Source organism: Paenibacillus odorifer (assembly GCF_000758725.1).
GTDB classification, from domain to species: Bacteria; Bacillota; Bacilli; order Paenibacillales; family Paenibacillaceae; genus Paenibacillus_AQ; species Paenibacillus_AQ odorifer.
In genome coordinates, this window is record NZ_CP009428.1 from 5,428,755 (window position 1) to 5,450,894 (window position 22,140).

Genomic DNA, 22,140 nt, shown 5'->3' on the forward strand with positions numbered 1-22,140 from the left:
TCTTTAATCCCCTTATTTATGTAATCCTATATGCGATGCAGCTAATCTGTTGGTTGACGGCATTAATTGTACGGGATCTTCGTTCCACAGTAATCACAGCTTTTAGATTGGCTTGGGAGCACAGTATTCTGGGCTCCGCACCCCGGACAACGGATAGACTTAGGCAGTTGCGGCGGAGACTGAGGCTGCGCAGGTATCTGCTGCCCCGATGCTTGGGTTCTCCCCGTTCCTCCAAAGCCCGAAGTACTTTCAGGGTAACCTTGATTAGCTGCTGATGGTTCTGGCGTCTGGCGCCCTTCGGATAATGCGACATCAATATCAAGCAGTCCTTTATCCTTCAGATACTGGACATCTCTCCGTACATCACTTTCACTTTGGCCTATTCGTTCAGATATACTGCCAATATGCCGGATATTCTTATTTTGAATCAGCTCTATGTAAGAAGTGTTAAGCTTAGAAAGGGTATATTTAGCTTTCGCTGTCACACTGGCCAGTATAAAAGCTGGAGTCAAAAACATGATTGCAATTAAAATAAGCGTTGATACTAATTCAGAAGTTCCAAATTCCCCATTGAGCGCACTAGAAAACATGGCAATAGAAAGTTCAACAAACCCACCAATAAATACATGCATCAGCAGATTGAGGTTAGTCGGTCTGCGGTAATTTTTGTAATGCGTTGTCATCAAACGTAACAAGGCAAGCACGAGTCCAACTGGCATCAGCAGATAAGCAGCCGCGAGAATAACATAATCAAACCCGGTACGTTCGTATTTAAGCCGGGGAACGGCTGCATTTCCTCCCGGGAGCGGTGACGGCTCTTGTAGGTTCAAACTGTTCATGTAGTAAACTCCTCCTATTTAAGTGCCGCTAATTCACGGTTACGCCGCTGAAGTGTAGACTTTATACTCTCTGACATCTCATTTACTTCTACCTGCCAGCCCTCATGTGGCTCTTGGGTCGCCAGCAGTAGCTTCACGTGATCATGTAACAGGGAAATCTGCTGCTGCAGAATATCCTCTGTAGCATATAAAGACGGTTCTGATATCGGATCACTGTACTTAAATTTTTCCTCCAACATATCTAACACGTTCACTAGCTGCTCGGATTCGGAATTCTTCCAGCTACTAGCCAGCTCACTCATTTCAGTTAATTCGTTCTGATACCGCCGAAACTTTTGTAAAGACCTTTTGGCTTGCTGTTCCCCTGCCCCAGCATTCCACCCGTAAAGCCCTATCGCGGCCAAAGTGATCGCTCCTAACACAAGAATCAGCAATTGTTCGGCTGCGTACCACAAGGCGGGTAACTCCAGCAGCCAATCGAAGAGTAAGGCCGATACAAATACGATGGCTGCATAGATTCCCGTAATGATTGCGCCGCTGATAAGAAAAGGCGGAGTCTGGTGAATGCTACTTGCCGTTCGGAGCCAAAAAATACAATAGCCATAGATTACACTTTCTGCTAGCAGAACCGCGGATAAAGAAATTATGAACCGAAACAGTGAGTCAGAGAAACCTAATCCAATAAACGAGAACACTGTCAGTACTATAGCTACCGCATAAATGATGGTAATAATGTATATATATCTCCTGCTTTTGTTCATTAGGTCCTCCTTAGCCTGCTTTTGTTCCGCACTCTGCACAGAATTTTTGTCCAGCTTTCAGCTCATGTCCACAGCCGCTGCATTTAATCACCATGCTGTCTCCACAATGAGGACAGAATTTCACCCCTGGCGCTACCATAGTCCCACATTTACCGCAAGCTTTAGGCATTTCTTTTCCACAGGAGACACAAGAAGCCGCTCCCTCAGGATTATCTGCTTTACAGGATGGGCAAGGACGATAAGGATTCCCGCAACCTGGACAGAACTTAGCTCCCGCATTTAGTTCATGCCCGCATTCAAAACATTTGATCTTGTTCGCAGAGGGAGAACCTTGCGGGTTGCCTCCAAGCGCCTGCCCACAACCGCTGCAGAACCGTCCCTCTACTGGATTCATAACTCCACACTTAGAGCAGGAACGCTGCTCTTGACGTATAACTGTAGTCCCTGAATCCAAGTTCATCCCTCTAGTCATACGGTTCACCATATCCATAGCGGGTCCAGCAAATCCCATTCCAAGTCCAAGCCCCATCCCGGTGTTCATCATGCCCACTCCAAGATTGCCGGGATTACCTGCCGCTTCTTCCATCGTGTCAAAACCACGCTCCTGCTGATAGGTGAAGCCCATGATATCCATTTCCGCTTTTTTAGCCAAAGCTTCCTTCAAACGAATCGTTGCCGGATCATCCTCTGGAATATTGATCGAATCAATATAGAAATTATTCAGCTCAATGCCATTATCCAAGAAAGCCGAGGCTAGTCGGCCCTGAATATGTTTGGAGATCTCTGCAACATAAGCATTAATCTCCAGTATGCTGATTTGCTTGTGCACAAGGTAAGAAGAAATAAGTTCATTTATATTCGACATCAGCAGTCCGCGGAAATAACTGATAAGCGTTTCATGATCAAACTGCGGGAGTGTCCCTACGAGCTTCAGCAAGAATTTTCGCGGATCATCGATTTTTACACCAAACTGCCCAAAAGAGCGAACAGAAATCATGATTTTGTATTTAGGATCCTGAAGCTGTAAAGGCGAGCTTGTTCCCCATTTGACATTCATCGAATTCGTCTTATTCACATACCATACTTCAGCCGTAAATGGTGATTTTCCACCAAAAGGAAGATTAACGATATTGGATAAAATAGGTATATTAGCGGTGCTAAGGGTGTGCCGCCCAGCTGTAAAGGAATCAAGCGCTTGTCCGCCCTTGAATAGAATCGCTTCCTGGGATTCATTAACGATTAGTTGTGTCCATGTTCCCAGCTCCTGGTTAGGATATTTCCATGCAAATATACCTGGAGGACCGTCATACTTCACCACTTCTATAATTGCCATCTGCTATTCCTTCTTTCATTATCTTATATATAAATAACGTGTATGCTCCCAAATGGGAATTAGTGTATTTCGATATTTATTGTATACGATATATATCGTGTTTTGGGTTCTTTTATTGAAAAAAATTACTGATCTCCTCACAAAAAAAGCGCCAACTATGCCATCCCTTTACAGGAAAACCATAGTTGGCGCTTCATAGTCAGCTAAATATTAATAGTAGCTGCTGTTCTCAACGAATTCGAATTCGAAATCAGCGATACGGACAATTGTTCCTTCTACAGCACCGCGTTTACGAAGCTCTGCATCTACACCCATATGACGCAAAGTCCGTGCCAGCTTGAGAATCGCATCATGTGTGCTAAGCTGCATGCGCTTCAGCATACGTTCGATACGTGGGCTTGTGACCACAAATGCCTCGTTATCACGTGTAATAGTAAACGAATTATCTTCTTCTGCTTCCAGCTTATACACCTTACGTTCAGTAGTTTCAGCAACTTCCTCAACCACCGGAGCAACCGGAATACTGTCGAGAATATCCGTTGCACGATATAAGAGCTCCTGAACACCCTGACGGGTAAGGGATGAAATTGGCATGATTTCTAAATCCGGCCGCACCTCAGCTACGCGTTCACGGAAAGAAATAAGATTCTCTTCTGATTCAGGCATATCCATCTTATTCGCCGCCACAATCTGCGGACGATCGATTAGACTTGCATTGTACTGCTTCAGCTCATCATTAATTAGAACCCAATCCTCGAAGGGATCACGACCCTCAGAGCCAGACATATCAACTACATGAATGATGATACGCGTACGTTCAACGTGACGCAGGAATTCGTGACCCAGACCTATGCCTTCACTAGCTCCCTCGATTAATCCTGGCAGATCCGCCATCACAAAGCTTCGGCCATCCCCAACATCCACTACCCCTAAATTCGGTGTAATTGTTGTGAAATGGTAAGCTCCGATTTTGGGCTGAGCTGCGGACACAACCGACAGCAACGTAGATTTACCCACACTCGGGAAGCCTACAAGCCCTACATCAGCCATTACCTTAAGTTCCATAACAACATAACGCTCTTGGCCTTCTTCACCGTTCTCCGCAAGCTCTGGTGCAGTATTATTAGCTGTGGCAAAACGGGTGTTACCCCGGCCTCCACGGCCTCCACGTGCAACTACAACCTGTTGTCCATGACGCGTCATATCGGCAATGATCTCTTGCGTATCATCGTCAATCAGAATGGTTCCTGGCGGAATACGAACGATCATATGATCCGCATTCGCTCCATGTTGGCTTTTGTTCCGTCCTTTAATCCCTTTGTCAGCTTTGAAGTGGCGCTGATAACGGAAATCCATCAACGTGCGCAGTCCCTCATCTACACGGAAAATAACGTCGCCTCCACGGCCTCCGTCACCACCGGCAGGACCACCCTCAGGTACATATTTCTCCCGGCGAAATGCAACGAGACCATCCCCGCCGTCACCGCCTTTAACATAAATCTTAGCTTTATCTACGAACATAAATGTTCACCTTCCTCACATTTCAAGCGGTAATCGCAGCTCTACATAAGCCCTGCTAGGCTTAAACTGCTCTGCTTTCATGATTTTTCCTTGTACTATATTATAAATTTGCCCTTTGAGCAGCTCGGGATTGCCATGCTCCCCCTCGCCTTCGAAGGAGATAAGAATGTCTCCTCCATCCTGAAAAAAGCCAAGGCGCAGCTTGCGCGTCTCCCCCTGAGGAGCCAGCCCGTTGTACTGATAAGCCCGTATGGTCTGCATAATCACTGAAGTCAGCTCATCTCCTGCTTCTGGATTTAGCTTGTCCTCTAGCTGCAACCCTTCCTCCACCTGAACTTCCAATTCCAGACTAGACCTGTTAGTTCGGAAGGATTGGATATAGAAAACCAATGAAGGAATGCCCAACTTAGCGATACGACTATCAAGTGCTATGCGTTCCTTTATTCTTTCCACACACTCCACGGATTTATTAGGCTTTCCAAGCTGAATATATCCGTATAGAATCTGCAAATCGTTCATCCAATCATGTCGATGATGATTCAGTGTCCGAATCGCCGCCTGTTGCAGAGTGTTCTCTTGTATACGCAGCTCCCGTTCATAATGACGCTGGCTCCAGATAAAACTGAAAGCAACGATTGCCACTACCCAGATTCCGAGTAATAGACACGTCAGAAGAGAAGTATGCCAATACAAAAGACCTAAAGGAAGCATTACGGATAACATGACTGCCCAGATTGCACTTTTCCAGGATTTCATTCTTTCTCCCCGTCCCTCAGTTCGCAAAATTCATGACTTCGTTTAGATTATTTGTTTTGTTAGTATCATTTACCATTTCCTAGTATAACACACGCGTTCACTGTAGTTCACCAGAGATAATAACGAGATTTTCACATCTATCTAACCCTTCCAACTTTGCAACACAAATAATTATGAATATTCTACAAAAAAGCCTCCGGCACTCATGCCGGAGGCTTCTACTTGCTCATATGGTCCGTAAGCTTACGCTTCCAGTGCCGCTGCTACCGGAGCGACATCAACTGGGTACACGCTCACTTTTTTGCGATCGCGGCCCCAACGTTCGAACTTCACTACGCCATCCACCATTGCGAACAAAGTATCATCTTTACCGATGCCTACGTTAGTTCCTGGGTGAATTTTTGTTCCGCGTTGACGAACCAAGATGTTACCGCCGGTTACTGCTTGACCGTCAGCACGTTTCACGCCAAGACGTTTGGAATGGGAATCCCGTCCGTTTTTTGTGGAACCTACACCTTTTTTCGATGCGAACAATTGAAGATTCAATTTCAACATGTTGTCAACCTCCTTCTTTAAATATTTACTTGCTGTATTTGAATATACTTCCCGTATGATTCTGCGATATCATTCAGCATCACGACCATGGATTCAAGCAGCAATTGTACCTTCGCGGAAGTATCGAAATCTTCAACAGAACTTAATGTTCCACTTAAGAATCCGTTCTTCATGGACGTGTCCATGGAGATTCCGGTCAAGGTCTCAATCGAATTGACGGTTCCAACTGTTACAGCGGATACCCCGGCACATACGATATCTTCGCCACGCTTCGCATAACCCGCATGCCCCTTAACCTCAAAGCCAACGATAGTTCCTAGATCCGATAATCGTGTAATCCGCACGCTAATCATTAACGCACCTTCTTACGCTTGAATCTTCTCGATAGTTACTTTCGTGTACGGTTGACGATGACCTTGTTTCTTGTGGTAGTTCTTCTTAGGTTTGTATTTGTAAACTACAACCTTAGCGCCTTTACCATGTTTCTCGACTTTAGCTGTTACAGACGCGCCGCTTACTAGCGGAGTTCCTGCAGTCAGACCACCATCGTTAGAAACAGCCAATACACGGTCAAAAGTTACACTTGCGCCGTCTTCAGCTTCCAACTTTTCAATGAACAAAACGTCGCCCTCTTGGACTTTGTATTGTTTACCACCAGTTTCGATAATTGCATACATTTTACTTGCACCTCCTCATGTCTCAGACTCGCCTAGTCTAGGTGGCAGAATTCCCGTAGGAACTGCGCTTATGTACCCGATCGGAGCGGTTACAGCATGTGCAGGATCAACTGCATCAAACACATACTTGAAGATAGTATCATACTTATGACTTATCGTCAACTCATTCCAGCCATTCTCCAACTTTTCCGGTTCCCCCGCAGCACTGGCAAATCACAGGCGCAAAGCTGGCTGAATCATGCCTTGCCTTCTTTCTGGTCATCTCGAGCAGCCCGAGTCTTGTCCACCCCAAAATATGTGTTTTGGTGCGATCCTTGCAGATCACTTTCTCTAATCGCTCTGTGACCATCTTGCGGTGAAGCTCTTGTTCCATATCAATAAAATCGACAATAATGATTCCACCAGTATCGCGTAACCGGATCAAACGACCGATCTCCTCAGCTGCGAGCAAATTCGTATTGGTAACCGTTTCTTCAAGCGATGCTCCGCCAATGTATTGAGCGGTGTTGACATCAATTACGGTTAACGCCTCTGTCTCATCCCAGATCATTGTTGCTCCGCCCTCCAGCGTGATTTTGCGGCTGAAGCTCTTGAGCAATTGATCCTGAATACCATAAGCAGCGAAAATAGACTCCGCTCCATTATAAAGACAGACTGGCTTGTACCCTTCAGGAGCCATATCGTCCAGAAAGGCTGTTGCTTCTCTAGCTGCGGCAGATGAATCAATAATCAACTGATCCCGTTGCGGATTAAAGGCATCTCTTATAAAGCGTTGGACAATACTAAGATCACGATGTAGTAAAGCGGGAGCCTCTACCGTCTGTGCTTTACGTGTAATATTCTCCCATTGGGCACGCAGAAAGGAAAGATCGCCCTCCACAGCTTCATGTGGCTCGTCCTGAGAAACTGTCCGCATGATAAGCCCTTCTTCTTTCATTCGCAGACGTTCTCCGATTCCTTTGAGACGGCTGCGCTCTGCTTCCCGGCTTATTTTTTTGGAGACACCGACGTATTCTGCAAAGGGCATGTACACCATCCAGCGCCCGGGCAACGTATAATGAGTCGTTACACGCGCGCCTTTTCCGCCGCTTGGCTCTTTCCGCACTTGAACAACAATATCCTGTCCCGGCTGCAAAAGCGTCTCGATAGAGGGCTTCACATCAGGCTGTTTATCCAAATTAGGGTGCAATACATCATCAACATATAAAAAAGCATTCTTCTTCTGTCCGATATCAACAAAAGCAGCCTGCATACCTGGAAGTACGTTAATCACACGGCCTTTGTAATAACTGCCGACCAACCCTTGCTGCTGATCGCGTTCAGCCGCGTACTCCACCAGCCTTCCGTTTTCCAGAAGAGCCATTCGGGTAATGTGCTGCGTGCAGTGAACGATCATCTGTTTCATGGCTTCACCTCTGGTTTCGTTCGTTCATTCCTTCACATTCTCTGCATAAATACACTATATTCCGAAGTAGGTTGATATTAAGCGCTGTTCCGGCACAACAGCAACAACATTTCCTTTACCGTTTAACACATAGATAAAATGATATTGATTACGTTTAAATAGACGCAATATATCATCTAAAGGTTTCGCAGATAATGCAACTATTGGACGAGCTACGCTTCCTGTTCGCAAATGATACTCATAAACAGCCTCCCGATTCATCAAAAAAGCAACAAACCGGTACGGTAAATTACGATGGTCGGTAAAATTCGAATACAGCAAAAAAGCTCCGATCATGACCATATTCAGCCTAAGGCCTCCACCTGCTCCAAGAGGCAGCACCGCATATATAATCACAAGGACACTTGCGGCTACACTCACCCGTCCAGTCCATAACAAAGTGTAGTAATAAGGAAGCACTAAACTAATAGTGGCCTGAAGCACTTTACCTCCGTCAAGCGGCAGCACTGGCACTAGATTAAAAAGTCCAATCATGGCATTGGCATGAATAAAATAGGTCAGAAATTCCTGATTGCCATAACCGGCTTGTTGAAGTCCCAAAGCAATTACAATCATAATTCCATTTTGCAGTGGACCGGCAAGGGCAATTCCGATCTCACGACTGGCTGTAAGCCGCCCATGATCTTCAATAACAGCCACTCCGCCAAACGGAAGAAGCTGAACCGACTTAACTGTAACACCAGCCAAAAGAGCCGCAACGACATGTCCCATTTCATGAATGAAGACAATCGTAAATAAGGTGAGCAGCTCTAGAAATTGTCCCGTGATCACGGAGAATAACATAATGATCACGAACAGTGGATGTAGTGACAGTTCGATACCAAAGATCCTAATCAAACGATACCACTTCTGTAGGATCAATATAAGTCTTGTCTTTCATCACTGCGAAAAACAGTGTGGAAGCTGAGGATACGTCCTTCTCCATCATCCAACCGAGTGAATCCCCGCTCTGCACCCAGTCATCAACCTCCAGCTTGGTGCCGCTCAAATGTCCGTATTCTGCGGTGACACCACCTGAATGCTGAACAGCAATTCGAATGCCCCCTTCCAGCTCTTTAGAGATGGAGAGAATACGTCCCATGTCTATACTTTTCACCGTCACATTTAAGGTTGAATCGATTTGAGGCATAATTTCCACCCCTTTTAGCGTAGATGCAAAAGGCTGGACAACGCTCCCAGCTATCGGGGCAGTGAGTTGATGATGAGCGGCCACTTTTTGAGCAGGCTCATCTTTATCCCCAAATATCGGAATGAACGCTGGAGCTCCGTTAAAGTTCTCCTCATACCAAACTCTCACAGCCGTGAAATCCATGTCATTGCTTAACGCATCACTAATAAAAGCTTGCATCTTATACGACCATGGCTGATGTACCGCAAAAATCCCCCACACTGCTCCAAACACAAGAACACTAGCAACAAAGCGCCGAATAAAACCGGCAGTAAAATTTGAGCCTCCACCGCCATCATCCTCCCAGCCTCCACGACTCTTTTTCCACATCACCTCTGGATCGGGCTCTACAGAGGATTGATCCGCATTCTTAAATCCTGTTCCCCATTCCTTAAAGCTCGTACTCTTATCCGGCATAATAAATAAAGGGGGAGCCTCCGCTATTTCTAGTTCTTGAACTTCCGAAACTCCTGAGACTGCTGAGACTTCCGGGAGTTCCTCCAATAAACTACGAATACGCTCCTTGCGGCGATTCTTGATATCTGATTTCTGATCCATATTTATCCCTCCGGACGGGCTTGTTTTACTTCCATTTTATGAAGCACGGAAGTCTCTTTAGAACAAGCCCCTCCAAGACAGACCATTTAAATCCCGGAAATGCCATACATTCATATTTATTCAAAAAAAATAAGCCCCACCATAGATTTCTCTACTCGTGGGACCCGTGTATGCTTCTTATAATAGGATTGCTTAGTAAAAATTAAGCCATACCGAAAAATTTCTTAAGTTTCTTAAATGCTCCCGGTTTGCGGTCAAGCTGCATCAGGGGTACAGCATCACCTAAAATTCGTCGTGCAATATTGCGATAGGCAATAGCTGCTGACGAATCGGGATTCATAACTGTAGGTTCTCCGTTATTTGCGGCTTTAATAACTAGCTCATCATCCGGAACAATTCCGATAAGATCAATGTTCAGCACCTGTAATATATCCTCAATATCAAGCATATCCCCAGACTTCACAAGACCTGGGCGAATACGGTTTACCACCAATTTCGGCGATTCCACACTCGACTGTTCTAATAGTCCGATAATACGATCGGCATCCCGCACAGCGGCATGCTCTGGTGTGGTAACCACAATCGCTTTATCCGCACCGGCAATCGCATTGCGGAAGCCGTGCTCGATTCCTGCCGGACAATCGATCAGAACATACTCATATTCCTTCTTTAGTTCAAGAATGATATCTCTTACTTGTTCAGGAGAGACAGCCGTTTTATCCTTTGTTTGAGCTGCAGGCAGCATATACAATTCATCAAAGCGCTTGTCTTTAACGAGCGCTTGATTAAGGCGGCAACGTCCTTCCGCTACATCCACAAGATCATAAATAATACGATTCTCAAGCCCCATAACTACATCCAGATTACGCAGTCCAATGTCGGTATCGACGAGACATACTTTTTTGCCCTGCAGTGCAAGTGCGGTTCCAATGTTGGCTGTTGTGGTTGTTTTGCCAACTCCGCCTTTGCCCGAGGTTACGACTATCGCTTCTCCCATGGAGGCTACACCCCTTTAAACACATTTAAATCCTGACGTAATTTGACCAAATTATGAATCTTATCGATCTGCATAGCTCCGTTTGTTAAATATGCAAATTCCATACTGCTTTCACGGGTTTCCCATTCATCGGGCGGACGACTAATAATATCGGCAATTCGCAGCTGTGTTGGAGACATTAAAGAAGCAGCTATAATCGCTTCCTCATTCCCGTCTACTCCAGCATGCGCCATCCCTCTTAGCGAACCTAGTATATAAATATCGCCTGAACAGGTTATGGTCCCCCCAGGGTTCACATCCCCCAGATATAGAAGATTTCCGTTATGGTGCAGCACCTGACCGGAACGTAGAATTCCACTCATCAAAAACAATGCGTCATTATCCTCACTGCCGGGCGCTGGAAGCGCCTCTATAGATCGAATCAACAGATTTCCCTGTCCCTTAAGAATCTCCAGCACAGCTTCCTTGTCTTCCTCAGTTACGGTACGATTGCCCAGCTTTATGTCCACATGTACAATCGGTCCAGTTAAAATATTTTGATGGCTGTGCTCCAGCTTATAGCGAAGCTCGCTCAGAAGATCTTCAAAGGGACATTTGTCGTCTAGCAGGAATATCAGGCCATCCTTGATGCCCTTAATCCTTACATGCTTGGATTTTACTGTCATATGCCTGGCCCCCTATCCTCATTCATTCGTGCCGGGCCCCTTAAATTCCTGCTTTGTATAGAAAGAAAATAGAAGCTCTTTAAGCCGCTTCTTCCTTATTCGTTTCTTTCTTGATTAGCTCTAGCTGGCGCCGAACCGGTATGTAGAAGAGTAGCCCGATGGCAAAATGGAAAAGCATCGTCGGCAGCATGTGATTCAAAATCGCCCAGCTATAAGGTTCTTGATTAAGATTAAATACACTATAGATACCAAATAGTATACTATCCTCAAGTAGACTTCCAAGCAGAACCACAGTCATCATAAGGGGCAGCGGAGCACGCGGAATCTGAAATAAAAGGCCGATTAAATAAGCCGACAATCCCATCGCAAAAGAGTGTGCTCCAAGAATTCTGCCGTAAAAAACGACATCATGCAGCATTCCAAAACATAATCCCAATATAAGTGCTGTATGCCGATGATGATAAATAGTCACGAACAATAACACTACAAAAACCAGATTCGGAATGATTCGCATCTGCCACACATCTGGAATCAGCCAAGGTAAAATGGTTCCCTCCACAATAAATAAGAGGAACAGTAACAGAACAAGAACTGATCTGCGCATATTCACTATTCAGCACGCTCCTCCGTAAACACAACAATCAACTGCTTCCAGTCCTGAAATTCTGCTGAAGGCTTAATCACTGCTGTGGAGGTTAATCCAAATTCACCAACATCGACGCTTTCAACTGTGCCTATTGTCAATCCCCTTGGATACAACCCCCCAATACCGGAAGACAGAATAGTATCCTTCGCTGCAATAGGATCACCCGGTGGAATCTTAGTCATCAGCAGTCTGTTCGTCTCTGGATTATAACTCTCAATCATCCCAAAGGATTTACCCTCTTTATTTAAGGCAGTTGCCGCAATAGGCGGCTGGGAATTAGGATCATTGGTGTCCATCATTGTCATCAGCTTCACTGTGGAGGTGAAATTGCTCACCTTACTGATAACACCGACTAGACCATCCACTGAAATCACGGACATATTAGGTCTAACCCCATCTTTGGAGCCCAAATCGATAACAATCGTACTATTGCTTGGCTCTGTTGTCTGGCTAATTACCTGTGCAATACGATATTCATATTTATACAAATTTTTCTGTTCTTCAGTGAAATTCCAATTTCTCTCCAACTCGTCATTCCGCGCCTTGACGAAATTATACTGGGCTTTATCACGTGCATACTGGGCAGCCATAATTTTAAGCTGTTCATTTTCTTTAGCAAGATCACTCAGATTTCCAATATCTTCAAACAAGCCCGCTACATATCCAGCGGGCTTGTAGAACATTTTTTGCACGAAACCAGTCGAATCTCTGAGAAAGTTCTCCGGCCAGGACAAGCCTTTCCTTGTTGCCAAGCTGAAGCCCATTACCACAATGAACAGCACCAGTGTAATCAACAGAATAAACAGACGTTTATTGCTTAAGAGTTTAAACAGTTTCAACACCCTCTAACAACAGTATTTCTCCCATAACAGGGGTTGACTTACACAAGTGGTAGAACATCATCTTATCTCTTCGAACGAAGACTGGATCCGCTGCGGCTCTTGAACAAATGAATGTTCTCAAGTGCCTTACCGGTTCCAATAGCTACACAGTCCAGTGGATTCTCAGCAACAATAACCGGCATTCCCGTCTCACGTGCAAGCAGCTTATCCAAGTTGCGAAGCAAAGCTCCCCCACCTGTCAAAACAATTCCACGATCCATAATATCTGCTGCAAGCTCTGGCGGACATTTTTCCAATGTTACTTTAACCGCTTCAATAATAGCATTCACTGTGTCAGACAAAGCTTCACAGATTTCATCAGAAGTAATTGTAAGTGTTTTTGGCAGACCTGTTACGAGATCACGGCCGCGAATTTCCATGGTTTCAGCCTTTTCAAGAGGAAGGGCAGAGCCAACATCCATTTTGAGCTGCTCCGAAGTACGTTCACCGATCATCAGATTGTATTGACGTTTGATGTATTGAATGATGGACTCATCCGCTTCATCACCTGCAACACGCACTGAACGGCTAGTAACAATACCGCCGAGCGAGATTACGGCAACTTCAGTTGTACCTCCACCGATATCTACAACCATACTACCTGTAGGCTCCCATACTGGCAGATCCGCACCGATAGCAGCAGCAAAAGGCTCTTCGATAATGTAAGCTTCTCGAGCGCCAGCTTGTTTGGTAGCATCTTCTACCGCACGTTGCTCTACAGCAGTAATACCAGATGGCACGCAGACCATTACATTAGGGTGACGCTGGAACATAGAACGCTGTTTCTGTGCTTGACGAATAAAATATTTAATCATCGTAGCCGTTGTATCAAAATCAGCGATAACGCCATCTTTCATCGGGCGGATCGCACGGATATTTCCAGGAGTACGACCGATCATTTTTTTGGCGGATTCACCCACGGCTTCAATCGTCTTAGTATCAGTGTTAATGGCTACAACGGAAGGCTCTCTTACAACAACGCCCTTACCGCGTACGTAGACAAGCGTATTCGCTGTCCCCAAGTCAATTCCTAAATCTTTTGTGAAACCACCCAACATGCTAATTTCTCCTTTTCCTAAGTAAATCTACATTTATATTACATATGTCCTTTTTCTTTCAAGCTTACGAAACTGCTATCTCCGATAATTAGATGGTCCAGCACATCTATTCCGATAATCTCACCTGCCTGAAGCAATCTAGCGGTTAGGGAAATATCTTCTGGACTAGGTGTTGGATCACCACTAGGATGATTGTGCGCGCATATAATAGAGGCGCTACTGCATTTTATAGCTGCTCTGAATACCTCACGAGGATGAACGATCGAAGCATTCAGGCTGCCCATGGACAATGTTTCTTGTCCAATCACATGATTCTTCGTGTTCAGAAACAGACAGACAAAATGCTCCTTTTGCAAATAACGCAATTGCTCAGTCAGAATCTCTGCAGCGTCCCCAGGACAGCGGATAATGACCGGCATATTGAACCTGGAATTCGCAAGGCGCCTTCCCAGTTCGATGCCTGCTTTTAGTTGTACGGCCTTGGCAGGACCGATACCGTTGATTTTGGTCAGTTCTTCGATGCTAAGGTCAACTAGCCCACGCAGGCCACCGATCTTCCCCAGCATCTGCTGTGCAATATGAATAGCCGACTCGCGGCGTGTTCCCGTACGCAGCAGAATGGCTAACAACTCCGCTTGACTTAATGATTCCGCCCCATAATGCATCATGCGCTCTCTAGGTCGTTCTTCATGGGGGAGGTCCCGCAGCATAATTGGTTGCGACTCCATCCCTATCCCTCTTTCCCCAGGCTTCCTACCGGCTCAATACAGTTATACCGAACTCGGATAGCATTTCGCCAAGAAGCGACAAAGGCAATCCGACTACATTGAAATAACAGCCTTCAATTCGTTCCACCAAAATGGACCCAAGCCCTTGTATCGCATATGAGCCAGCCTTATCAGCAGGCTCTCCCGTAGCAATATAAGCAGCAATTTCCTCTTCAGTCATTGCCCTCATCGTTACGGAAGTAACACGGTGCTCCACTATAGTCTTCCCATTCGGGAGTCCGAGGCAGGCTACACCCGTGTATACCTTATGAGTTCGGCCCTGAAGTCTGGTAAGCATCGCTTTGCTGTCCAGCTTGTCCACCGGTTTGCCTAGCACAGTATTATCTAATACAACAATTGTGTCGCTTCCTATAATGACTGCGTTACGCTCTCCGGCCGCAGCTACTACGGCTTCTGCTTTTCGCAAAGCTAGACTGCGCACGATTCTCTCCGGCGTCCAATCCGGCGGTGTGCTCTCATCAGCTTCGCTGGTAATGACCTCAAAGGGCAAACCCAGTAAGGATAACAGCTCACGTCGACGCGGTGAACCTGAGGCTAGAATAATGAGTGGTGAGTTGTCCACGTTGTAAACGTCCCTTCTTGCTCAGTAACGAGAGTTACAGTCTGCGGTACAGCCATACAGCTGTAATAATACCGGCGAGACTAAGCATGCACAATTTCAAATGAATAGTGATGTCATAGGTTATGATGTCTAAATCGGCTCGCGGAGACCATTTGAGCACAGTCGATGTTGTTAGAAAAGACAGAGCCTTTACGGGCTGCAGCAGCTTGGCGATCCAGGCTCCAGCCAGCCAGCCTAGAATTAGAAATAACAGCAGTGTTCCTACATTTTTCTTCTTCATCTCAGTCTTCCCTCGCCATTTTTTGACACCCTAATTATTATACGGTGAAACGGTGATCAATACAAACGTAAAATCCCCTACGGTAATGTTTACCACCTTTTGCCCTAAAAGTTGCGGAACGATACCCCTCTCCGAAAAAAACAACAAGCCCCCAATTCCCCGGAGACTTGCTGTTATTTTGAATCCGCAATCCAAGCATTCAATTCATAGCAGACAGCAGCTGTTTTTGACTGGTCAAGAAGCTCAGCATGGATTCCTGCACTTCCCAAAGCAGGGCTTGCGCCTTGTTCTTGTTATATTCACTCAGTGCTGAAATTCCTTGGCTCATAGATTTCTCTAGCGCTGCGCAAATGCTTTTGGCTTCAGGCGTTATGCCTTGCTCCAGAGCTTTAACAGCTTCACTCCATTGGAGATGAAGATCACTCACAGCTGAGGTATTAGCTGCCGCATCCGTTTGCCCGTCACTGAGTAACGAAGCAGATTGACTGCTTAGTTCACTGAGCAGCTGTCCACTCACCGCAAAATAACTATTCACAGCCTCCGCATTTCCGGCAAACCCTAATCGTTCCACTCCGGGAAGCTCCACCTCTCTTACATAAAGCTCAATCCCTTGATTCTTCAGACCACTGCTGAGCAGCTTAGCTTGTTCACGGTCAGAGGACATTCCGGCATATACACGATTTCCGTCAGCAGGGTCCAAGCCCGCAGCCAAGCCAGCGTCCAACAGCTCTTGTCTAGCTTGTTCCGCGCCTGCCGGCGTACTGAATACGCCATACTGCAGCAGGTAGTAGCTTTGCGCAGCCACTTGAACAGGAATACTGTTTTTGCCGGCATCATCTGTGCCCGTAACCGGCAATCCCGAGGTTCCTACACCTGCTGGATCATTAGCTCCGGAAGTCTGCCCTGAAGTAGCCAACGTATCTGTTATCCCGGTTCCTGAACTACTGTCCATGTTTCCTCCATAAAAAAAGGAAAGTGCCGCATATCCTAATAGTAGACCCGTGCCGATCGCCCCCACCACAGACAGGGATAATTTCCACCAATACGATGGGCGACGAGTATGGTATGAGCCCCCATAACCTCCCGTGTAAACCTCTGCTGATTTATCTCTGTCATCCAGTACCAAATCTGAAAGCAGATACGATTGCTGCGTATTTCTGAAATCTCTATCCTGTTCGTCCCATTCTTGCTGGCGTGGATCTACAGTTCCTGAGTAGTAGTCGTAAGCATCCTCCGGTGGTGCCTCACGCGTAGAGCGTAAATTAGGTTCATGCACCCAAGTATGCTGCTGTGCTGGACCGACCTCCTTGCGCAACTCCTCTGCATATTCTTCAGCTGTGCCCAGTCCGCCACTGGACCAGCGCTCCACTACCTGCGGTTTTGGCTTAGGCTCGTCCTTATTCACGTCAAATCGGAATGTCATTCTTCCGTTATTCAACAGTAACACCTCACCTCATCTAATCTATATGGAAATATATGATAGACAATAGAGAGATATGCTATTTTTATAGCCAAATGAATAATGAAAGTTATACGGATTCAGTTTACATTACATGTAACTTTTATATACTATATAAAAAGAGCTAAAAGTGTGCACTATACTAGTTAAGCTAGAAATAGGATTTTAGTTCATTACAGTTTAGGAGGGCTTTTTCTGAAACAAAAAATTCAAGCAGCAATTGTGGGCTACGGTAATTTAGGAAAAGGTGTACGTAAGGCTATTAACCAAAGTGAAGATATCGAGCTGGTTGCGATCTTTACGCGCAGAGAGCCTGGACAACTGGAAGCCGGTGAAACCGGTGTGAAATTCGAGCATATCTCTGCCGTCGAACAATATAAGGGAAAAGTGGATGTTATGATTCTGTGCGGAGGATCGGCTACCGACCTGCCAGAACAGACACCAGCTATTGCCCGGATGTTTAATACCGTGGACAGCTTTGACACTCACGCCAAAATCCCTGAGTTCTTTGCGACCGTTGATGCCGCAGCTAAACAAGGCGGAACACTCAGCGTAATTTCTACGGGCTGGGATCCAGGCCTGTTCTCCATGAACCGTCTGCTAGCTGAAGCTATTCTTCCACAAGGTAAAGAATATACTTTCTGGGGTAAAGGCGTCAGCCAAGGTCACTCCGATGCCATTCGCAGAGTAGAAGGCGTTAAAGGTGGCGTGCAATATACGGTTCCAGTACAAGAGGTTATCGAGGCTATCCGTGCGGGTGAAACACCAGAACTTACTACTCGTGAAAAACATCTTAGAGAGTGTTTTGTAGTAGCTGAGGCAGGTGCAGATCAAGAGCGCATTCGCGAAGAAATCGTGAATATGCCGAACTATTTTGCAGATTATGATACTACGGTTACTTTCATCACTGAAGAAGAACTGGCAGCTCAGCATAGCGGTATTCCGCACGGCGGGTTTGTTATTCGCAGTGGTGTAACAGGAGAAGGCACGAAACAAATCGTTGAATTCGGCCTGAAGCTGGAGAGCAATCCTGAATTTACGGCTAGTGTGCTTGTGGCTTATGCCAGAGCTGCTCAGCGTATGAGTCAAGAAGGTCAAAGCGGAGCGCGTACTGTATTCGATATTCCACTTGGAATGTTGTCTCCGAAATCACCAGAAGAACTGCGCCGCAACTTGCTCTAAAATCCTGTCAACAAATAACCCGCGTAGGACTTTTAATGGTCCTCGCGGGCTATTTGTTGTCCAGAGCAGCAAGCATCTTGTCAGCAACCTTCTATACAAGACTAAGAATCTTACTCTTAACATGATTCATTTCATAATTCTTTAATAAAGTCTCATGCGCACGATCCGCAATAATAGCGCCAAGCTCAGGATTTTTCAGTAAATTCAATACACTTCCAACAACCTCAACCGAGGTATTAGCCAGCAAAATATTTCGGTTATGCTCACAATTCAGCTTCTCACACATGATAGAGCTAGTAACCACCGGCGTTTTAAGCGCCCAGGATTCCAGTATATTTCTAGAAACTTCGCAGCCTTCAAGGATAGGCACCAGAACAGCTTTAGACCGTCGTATGTATTCAGTAGAGGAATTTACTGGTCCAGTGACTATGACCGATTCATCTTCCTTAATCAAAGTCATGACCTCCGGGTGAACCTCTGAGCTGATAATATAACTTTTGATATCTGGCACTTGCTCCTTAATCATGGGATAGGTTTTTTTAAAGAATACTCGGGCTGCATCTATTCCCAGTCTCATATTCATATTCCAGTGCAGCACAATTGAATTTTCTTTAGTCACAGGCTCTGCAAAAGTCTCATACTCATTCATCTTGATGAAATGGGGGACAACATGAACCTTACGGGCATCTGCAAATGATAGAGATTTGAACGCTAGTGCATCCCATTCCGAGGTTGCTAAAAGCAGACCCGTTTTATTCATTAATCGCCGTTTATTCCTACGATCCCATGCAGCATTGAGTTTATTATAAGGATTCTTCCTGCTTAACTTTCCTGTCTCTCCGGAAGATCCTCCGCTTCCGTTTGCAAAACTATAGGTATCTGTGATCACACTGGCTTCTGGAAGCAAGTTCCTCACCATATCAATACATTTTCCCAATAGGACATGCGATATAAATACATGCTTATAATTATTGGAACGGCAAAGCTCCAAAATAGTGTTTTTCATATCTTTATCTATATGACTTAAATTTGAGAAATTCCGCAGTTTATGTAAGGGGCGCAACATTGGCCTCCAGGTCGTATAATCTTCGTTAATGTTATGAACCGTAAGTGCCGTCCGCTCATTAATAGACACGGTTTGGTTGGCACTTCCGTACGTCAGCAAATCTATATCAAATTTTCCAAGCAAAATCTCGAGAATACTCCCTGTTCTCATTTCTCCTTCTAGATCCTCTGCGCTTTGATTCTGGGCTGATAGGAACAGCATTCTTTCTCGCATGACTCTGGCTCCTTGTATTTTGTAATAAAAACCCCCATCTACCAACTGAAACTTTAGATGCAGTTCAATAGTAACTCATTTCACTTAAAAGTTTTGTCGATTTATAGGGGAAGTCTAAATTTTTTTAAGTTTTTTTCTGGTTCCTCAGAATTCTATTACAATTTCCCCTTATAAACCGCCGCTTTTTCTAAAAAACAGACTAACCCCCCTTTTTTCACGGCATACATAATCATGAATTGCTCAATTTATAGAGTTTGAAACGTTAGGTAATATGTACTACGCCTCTTTGCATACAAAAAAAGCGTCTCCCTCGCTTATTGTCGAATGGAAGACACTTTAGATGTCGTAGCTTCTAACTACACAGTTCCGGCCCTTTTTCTTAGCCTGATACAATGCAGTGTCACTAAGTTTGTAAAGAGTGTTCAATGAGTATCGTTCACCTGAATCCACCGTGATGATGCCAACACTTATCGTGTAATGCAAGGGTACACCATGAATGACCGCCCCTGTAACGGCTGTGCGCATCCGCTCTGCAATCATATCACTGTTTTGTTCATCGGCTCTATGCAGCAGCACAGTGAACTCCTCACCACCGAATCTTCCGAACAGATCGCCATTGCCAAGCTGCTGTTTTATTTTATGAGCCAGATCCTTCAGAACGTGGTCGCCGGTATTGTGGCCGTAGGTATCGTTTATACGTTTTAAGTGATCAACATCCAGCAGTAAAAAAGAATATGGCAGCTTCTTCATCGCTGAGGCAGCTATTAAAGGTCGGACACGCTGAACAAAGGATCTGCGATTCAAAATACCTGTCAGCACATCATAAGTGGCCACCCGCTCCAATTCTGTAAAGGAATCCTCTCTATATAGCAGCATGATTCCCGCAGTTCCTAAAAACATAAGCAAATAAATCCCCAGATAAAAAAATATCTGCAGCCAGTGAGAGGTCAGTGCATTCAGTCCTAACATCGAATAAAACGGTTCAAGTCCCTTGCCAACCAGCGTTAAAATTACAACACCGTACAACAATCCCATGGTTTGCTGGAGAGAGGTCTCTCTAATCTTCACAGCTAATATGTAAGCAGGTAAAGCTATGATCATAATCCCAAATAGACAAGTTGCAGCCATAACGAACCGCTCATCTGGCATAATTAAATGCAGTAGGACTACAACGACAATGGACACTCCGAACAGGATCGTATAATATCGTTCAACCCAGCTCCCAAAAACCCTGAGAAGCATCAGAAGCGCTAAGCTTTCCAGCGTACCTCCAGCTAAAGCAAGCAGCATACTGATTGGAATGGGAAGTCGCGAGTCTGTGAAATCGTTCAGCAAAAGGAGAATTAAAGCTGCCAGCTGCAAATATTTTGCCGTGACAAACAAGGTTGAAGTCCGTTCCTGCGCGTAACGCAAACGATAGACAACAATAAGCAATACCGTGAATGATTGCCACATAAAGAGGCAGACCAGCAGTGTCTTGAGATCCAGATGCATGTTAGTGAATTTCACCCCCTGTATTCTCTAAGCTCAATAAATATAATTGTATCTGACCACTCGGTTTCTTCCTTCTTGTTTGGCTTGGTATAACGCTTTATCGCTCAGCTTGTACAGCTTATTTATCCAGATCTCCTGATCCGGCATGATCGTAATTACACCTATACTAACTGTATATCCTTGTGAGAGTTTTTGTGTGGACGTCTTCATTACTGCCTCTCGTAACGCTTCAGCTTTCCGGTCACAGCTAGCTTCATCAAGCCCGCAAAGTATAACTGCAAATTCCTCGCCGCCAAGCCTGCCGAATAAATCGCTGTTTTCGAGGTTGTCCTTAATCGTCAATGCGAATTCTTCCAGAACAACATCACCGGTATCATGGCCGTATGTATCATTGATTTCTTTGAAGTGATCCAAATCCAGCAGCATAAACGAAAAGTACTCCTGCTCAGCAACTGCCTTCTCAAGCCGTACCTCAGCTTCCTGAAGAAATGCTCCACGGTTAAGGATTCCAGTCAGATCATCGTAGCTAGCGATTCGTTTTAGTTTTACAAAGGAATGCTCGTTAGAAAGTAGAATAAAGCCTGCGGCTCCCACAATCAATAATAAATACATCCCCAGGTAATATAAATACTGCGAAAGATTAGTTGTGAACACGTTCATCTCTGGCTCCCAGATCAGTGCAACAATCGCGCGGAGCAGCATAATCCCTGCAAAAGCGTAAAATAATATTCCGAGTATCTTCTGAAGAGGGGTGCCTTTGGGGTTCACCGTGAGGTGGTAAGCTGGATAGACAATAAAAAGTATCGACCATAGTGAGGTGCAGGCTATGCGCCAGCTGGAATGATGAAAGAAGACGGCAACAATACTAAAAGTAATCGAACTAAGTATGGAAAGCGTTATGTAATACAACTTTATCCGCTGCCCAAGGATGCCCATCATCAGCAGTAAAGCAATAATCTCCAGACAGCAGCCTAGAAGAATCAAAGCGTTGCTAAGTGGAATGGATAAAGCACGGGGAATATGGCCCCATAATAATAATGAACACCAGAAGAGCAGCTGCACCGCCTTAGAGCGTATGAATAAGGTGGATGCCCTGTCTTTAGGAGCGCTCCTCCGGTAATTGGTTATCAGTACCAATATAAATAGGTTTCCAAAAATAAATAAATACACTAACGTTTTGATATCAAGCTGGGAGTCCATGAGTCACCACCTACAC

25 protein-coding genes and 1 other annotated feature are annotated in these 22,140 nt (G+C 45.3%); of the genes, 1 reads left to right on the forward strand and 24 read right to left on the reverse strand.

Going from position 1 to position 22,140, the window contains the following annotated elements; translation table 11 throughout:
• Positions 1–62: 62 nt before the first annotated feature.
• The 21 genes from PODO_RS23765 to PODO_RS23860 all read right to left on the reverse strand — a co-directional run bounded on the left by PODO_RS23765 (position 63) and on the right by PODO_RS23860 (position 16,948).
• Positions 63–839 (reverse strand): hypothetical protein, encoded by a 777-nt coding sequence (locus tag PODO_RS23765; protein WP_038573031.1) that lies wholly within the window; start codon positions 837–839, stop codon positions 63–65.
• Positions 840–853: 14 nt separating this feature from the next.
• Entirely contained in the window at positions 854–1,600 is a 747-nt protein-coding gene (locus PODO_RS23770; protein WP_038573032.1) for a hypothetical protein, read from the reverse strand.
• Between the two features lie 10 nt (positions 1,601–1,610).
• On the reverse strand, positions 1,611–2,933 hold the full coding sequence (locus tag PODO_RS23775) for an SPFH domain-containing protein (RefSeq protein ID WP_038573034.1): 1,323 nt from the start codon (positions 2,931–2,933) through the stop codon (positions 1,611–1,613).
• Positions 2,934–3,143: 210 nt separating this feature from the next.
• Positions 3,144–4,454 carry a GTPase ObgE gene (gene obgE / locus PODO_RS23780; protein ID WP_036685174.1) on the reverse strand — a complete coding sequence of 437 codons (1,311 nt, stop codon included), beginning with the start codon at positions 4,452–4,454 and terminating at the stop codon, positions 3,144–3,146.
• 15 nt (positions 4,455–4,469) lie between these two features.
• Positions 4,470–5,210, reverse strand: coding sequence for a Spo0B domain-containing protein (locus tag PODO_RS23785; RefSeq protein WP_036685172.1), 741 nt, complete (start codon positions 5,208–5,210; stop codon positions 4,470–4,472).
• Between the two features lie 243 nt (positions 5,211–5,453).
• Positions 5,454–5,765: a 50S ribosomal protein L27 gene (rpmA, locus tag PODO_RS23790; protein ID WP_036685171.1), complete on the reverse strand. Its 312-nt coding sequence runs from the start codon at positions 5,763–5,765 to the stop codon at positions 5,454–5,456.
• A 17-nt stretch (positions 5,766–5,782) separates the two neighbouring features.
• On the reverse strand, positions 5,783–6,118 hold the full coding sequence (locus PODO_RS23795) for a ribosomal-processing cysteine protease Prp (RefSeq protein ID WP_036685168.1): 336 nt from the start codon (positions 6,116–6,118) through the stop codon (positions 5,783–5,785).
• 12 nt (positions 6,119–6,130) lie between these two features.
• Positions 6,131–6,442, reverse strand: a complete 312-nt coding sequence (rplU, locus tag PODO_RS23800) for a 50S ribosomal protein L21 (protein WP_036685166.1) — start codon at positions 6,440–6,442, stop codon at positions 6,131–6,133.
• 14 nt (positions 6,443–6,456) lie between these two features.
• Positions 6,457–6,543, reverse strand: a sequence feature (ribosomal protein L21 leader region).
• Positions 6,458–6,625 (reverse strand): hypothetical protein, encoded by a 168-nt coding sequence (locus tag PODO_RS31330; RefSeq protein ID WP_155288184.1) that lies wholly within the window; start codon positions 6,623–6,625, stop codon positions 6,458–6,460. It overlaps the preceding feature by 86 nt.
• On the reverse strand, positions 6,606–7,847 hold the full coding sequence (locus PODO_RS23805; protein ID WP_038573035.1) for an Rne/Rng family ribonuclease: 1,242 nt from the start codon (positions 7,845–7,847) through the stop codon (positions 6,606–6,608). Before PODO_RS23805 ends, PODO_RS31330 begins: the two co-directional genes overlap by 20 nt.
• Before the next feature lie 54 nt (positions 7,848–7,901).
• Complete coding sequence (locus PODO_RS23810; protein ID WP_038573036.1) at positions 7,902–8,744, reverse strand: M50 family metallopeptidase; 843 nt, start codon at positions 8,742–8,744, stop codon at positions 7,902–7,904.
• Positions 8,737–9,633, reverse strand: a complete 897-nt coding sequence (locus PODO_RS23815; protein ID WP_038573037.1) for a M23 family metallopeptidase — start codon at positions 9,631–9,633, stop codon at positions 8,737–8,739. Before PODO_RS23815 ends, PODO_RS23810 begins: the two co-directional genes overlap by 8 nt.
• Positions 9,634–9,835: 202 nt before the next feature.
• On the reverse strand, positions 9,836–10,630 hold the full coding sequence (gene minD / locus PODO_RS23820; RefSeq protein WP_036685156.1) for a septum site-determining protein MinD: 795 nt from the start codon (positions 10,628–10,630) through the stop codon (positions 9,836–9,838).
• Positions 10,631–10,635: 5 nt separating this feature from the next.
• The gene (gene minC / locus PODO_RS23825; protein WP_036685154.1) at positions 10,636–11,295 is read right to left on the reverse strand and encodes a septum site-determining protein MinC; all 660 of its coding nucleotides are present in this window, start codon (positions 11,293–11,295) and stop codon (positions 10,636–10,638) included.
• 79 nt (positions 11,296–11,374) lie between these two features.
• Entirely contained in the window at positions 11,375–11,905 is a 531-nt protein-coding gene (gene mreD / locus PODO_RS23830; protein WP_080742577.1) for a rod shape-determining protein MreD, read from the reverse strand.
• Positions 11,905–12,783 carry a rod shape-determining protein MreC gene (gene mreC / locus PODO_RS23835; RefSeq protein WP_036685152.1) on the reverse strand — a complete coding sequence of 293 codons (879 nt, stop codon included), beginning with the start codon at positions 12,781–12,783 and terminating at the stop codon, positions 11,905–11,907. Before mreC ends, mreD begins: the two co-directional genes overlap by 1 nt.
• Before the next feature lie 62 nt (positions 12,784–12,845).
• A complete protein-coding gene (locus PODO_RS23840; protein ID WP_036685150.1) occupies positions 12,846–13,880 on the reverse strand; it encodes a rod shape-determining protein in 1,035 nt (344 codons plus the stop codon).
• A gap of 38 nt (positions 13,881–13,918) precedes the next feature.
• Positions 13,919–14,608: a RadC family protein gene (gene radC / locus PODO_RS23845; RefSeq protein ID WP_036685147.1), complete on the reverse strand. Its 690-nt coding sequence runs from the start codon at positions 14,606–14,608 to the stop codon at positions 13,919–13,921.
• Between the two features lie 25 nt (positions 14,609–14,633).
• Complete coding sequence (locus tag PODO_RS23850) at positions 14,634–15,230, reverse strand: Maf family protein (RefSeq protein ID WP_036685146.1); 597 nt, start codon at positions 15,228–15,230, stop codon at positions 14,634–14,636.
• A gap of 34 nt (positions 15,231–15,264) precedes the next feature.
• Positions 15,265–15,510, reverse strand: coding sequence for a DUF4321 domain-containing protein (locus tag PODO_RS23855; RefSeq protein ID WP_036685144.1), 246 nt, complete (start codon positions 15,508–15,510; stop codon positions 15,265–15,267).
• A gap of 199 nt (positions 15,511–15,709) precedes the next feature.
• Positions 15,710–16,948: an SPOR domain-containing protein gene (locus tag PODO_RS23860; RefSeq protein ID WP_052097281.1), complete on the reverse strand. Its 1,239-nt coding sequence runs from the start codon at positions 16,946–16,948 to the stop codon at positions 15,710–15,712.
• A 216-nt stretch (positions 16,949–17,164) separates the two neighbouring features.
• On the opposite strand from PODO_RS23860, the gene PODO_RS23865 reads away from it, so the two are divergent.
• Positions 17,165–18,151: a diaminopimelate dehydrogenase gene (locus tag PODO_RS23865; RefSeq protein ID WP_038573038.1), complete on the forward strand. Its 987-nt coding sequence runs from the start codon at positions 17,165–17,167 to the stop codon at positions 18,149–18,151.
• Between the two features lie 91 nt (positions 18,152–18,242).
• On the opposite strand, the gene PODO_RS23870 is transcribed toward PODO_RS23865, so the two are convergent.
• The 3 genes from PODO_RS23870 to PODO_RS23880 form a co-directional block, all read right to left on the reverse strand.
• Positions 18,243–19,430, reverse strand: a complete 1,188-nt coding sequence (locus PODO_RS23870; protein ID WP_036685141.1) for a glycosyltransferase — start codon at positions 19,428–19,430, stop codon at positions 18,243–18,245.
• 336 nt (positions 19,431–19,766) lie between these two features.
• On the reverse strand, positions 19,767–20,924 hold the full coding sequence (locus PODO_RS23875) for a GGDEF domain-containing protein (RefSeq protein ID WP_038573040.1): 1,158 nt from the start codon (positions 20,922–20,924) through the stop codon (positions 19,767–19,769).
• A 33-nt stretch (positions 20,925–20,957) separates the two neighbouring features.
• Positions 20,958–22,124, reverse strand: a complete 1,167-nt coding sequence (locus tag PODO_RS23880; RefSeq protein WP_036685138.1) for a GGDEF domain-containing protein — start codon at positions 22,122–22,124, stop codon at positions 20,958–20,960.
• Positions 22,125–22,140 lie beyond the last annotated feature (16 nt).

Bases quoted from the DNA above. Each gene is read 5' to 3' on its own strand.
- obgE (WP_036685174.1), bottom strand. From the start codon at position 4,454: ATGTTCGTAGATAAAGCTAAGATTTATGTTAAAGGCGGTGACGGCGGG.
- PODO_RS23770 (WP_038573032.1), bottom strand. From the start codon at position 1,600: ATGAACAAAAGCAGGAGATATATATACATTATTACCATCATTTATGCG.
- PODO_RS23795 (WP_036685168.1), bottom strand. From the start codon at position 6,118: ATGATTAGCGTGCGGATTACACGATTATCGGATCTAGGAACTATCGTT.
- rplU (WP_036685166.1), bottom strand. From the start codon at position 6,442: ATGTATGCAATTATCGAAACTGGTGGTAAACAATACAAAGTCCAAGAG.
- PODO_RS23815 (WP_038573037.1), bottom strand. From the start codon at position 9,633: ATGGATCAGAAATCAGATATCAAGAATCGCCGCAAGGAGCGTATTCGT.
- PODO_RS23855 (WP_036685144.1), bottom strand. From the start codon at position 15,510: ATGAAGAAGAAAAATGTAGGAACACTGCTGTTATTTCTAATTCTAGGC.
- minD (WP_036685156.1), bottom strand. From the start codon at position 10,630: ATGGGAGAAGCGATAGTCGTAACCTCGGGCAAAGGCGGAGTTGGCAAA.
- PODO_RS23840 (WP_036685150.1), bottom strand. From the start codon at position 13,880: ATGTTGGGTGGTTTCACAAAAGATTTAGGAATTGACTTGGGGACAGCG.
- PODO_RS23805 (WP_038573035.1), bottom strand. From the start codon at position 7,847: ATGAAACAGATGATCGTTCACTGCACGCAGCACATTACCCGAATGGCT.
- PODO_RS23875 (WP_038573040.1), bottom strand. From the start codon at position 20,924: ATGCATCTGGATCTCAAGACACTGCTGGTCTGCCTCTTTATGTGGCAA.
- radC (WP_036685147.1), bottom strand. From the start codon at position 14,608: ATGGAGTCGCAACCAATTATGCTGCGGGACCTCCCCCATGAAGAACGA.
- PODO_RS23880 (WP_036685138.1), bottom strand. From the start codon at position 22,124: ATGGACTCCCAGCTTGATATCAAAACGTTAGTGTATTTATTTATTTTT.
- PODO_RS23870 (WP_036685141.1), bottom strand. From the start codon at position 19,430: ATGCGAGAAAGAATGCTGTTCCTATCAGCCCAGAATCAAAGCGCAGAG.
- PODO_RS23785 (WP_036685172.1), bottom strand. From the start codon at position 5,210: ATGAAATCCTGGAAAAGTGCAATCTGGGCAGTCATGTTATCCGTAATG.
- rpmA (WP_036685171.1), bottom strand. From the start codon at position 5,765: ATGTTGAAATTGAATCTTCAATTGTTCGCATCGAAAAAAGGTGTAGGT.
- PODO_RS23765 (WP_038573031.1), bottom strand. From the start codon at position 839: ATGAACAGTTTGAACCTACAAGAGCCGTCACCGCTCCCGGGAGGAAAT.
- minC (WP_036685154.1), bottom strand. From the start codon at position 11,295: ATGACAGTAAAATCCAAGCATGTAAGGATTAAGGGCATCAAGGATGGC.
- PODO_RS23775 (WP_038573034.1), bottom strand. From the start codon at position 2,933: ATGGCAATTATAGAAGTGGTGAAGTATGACGGTCCTCCAGGTATATTT.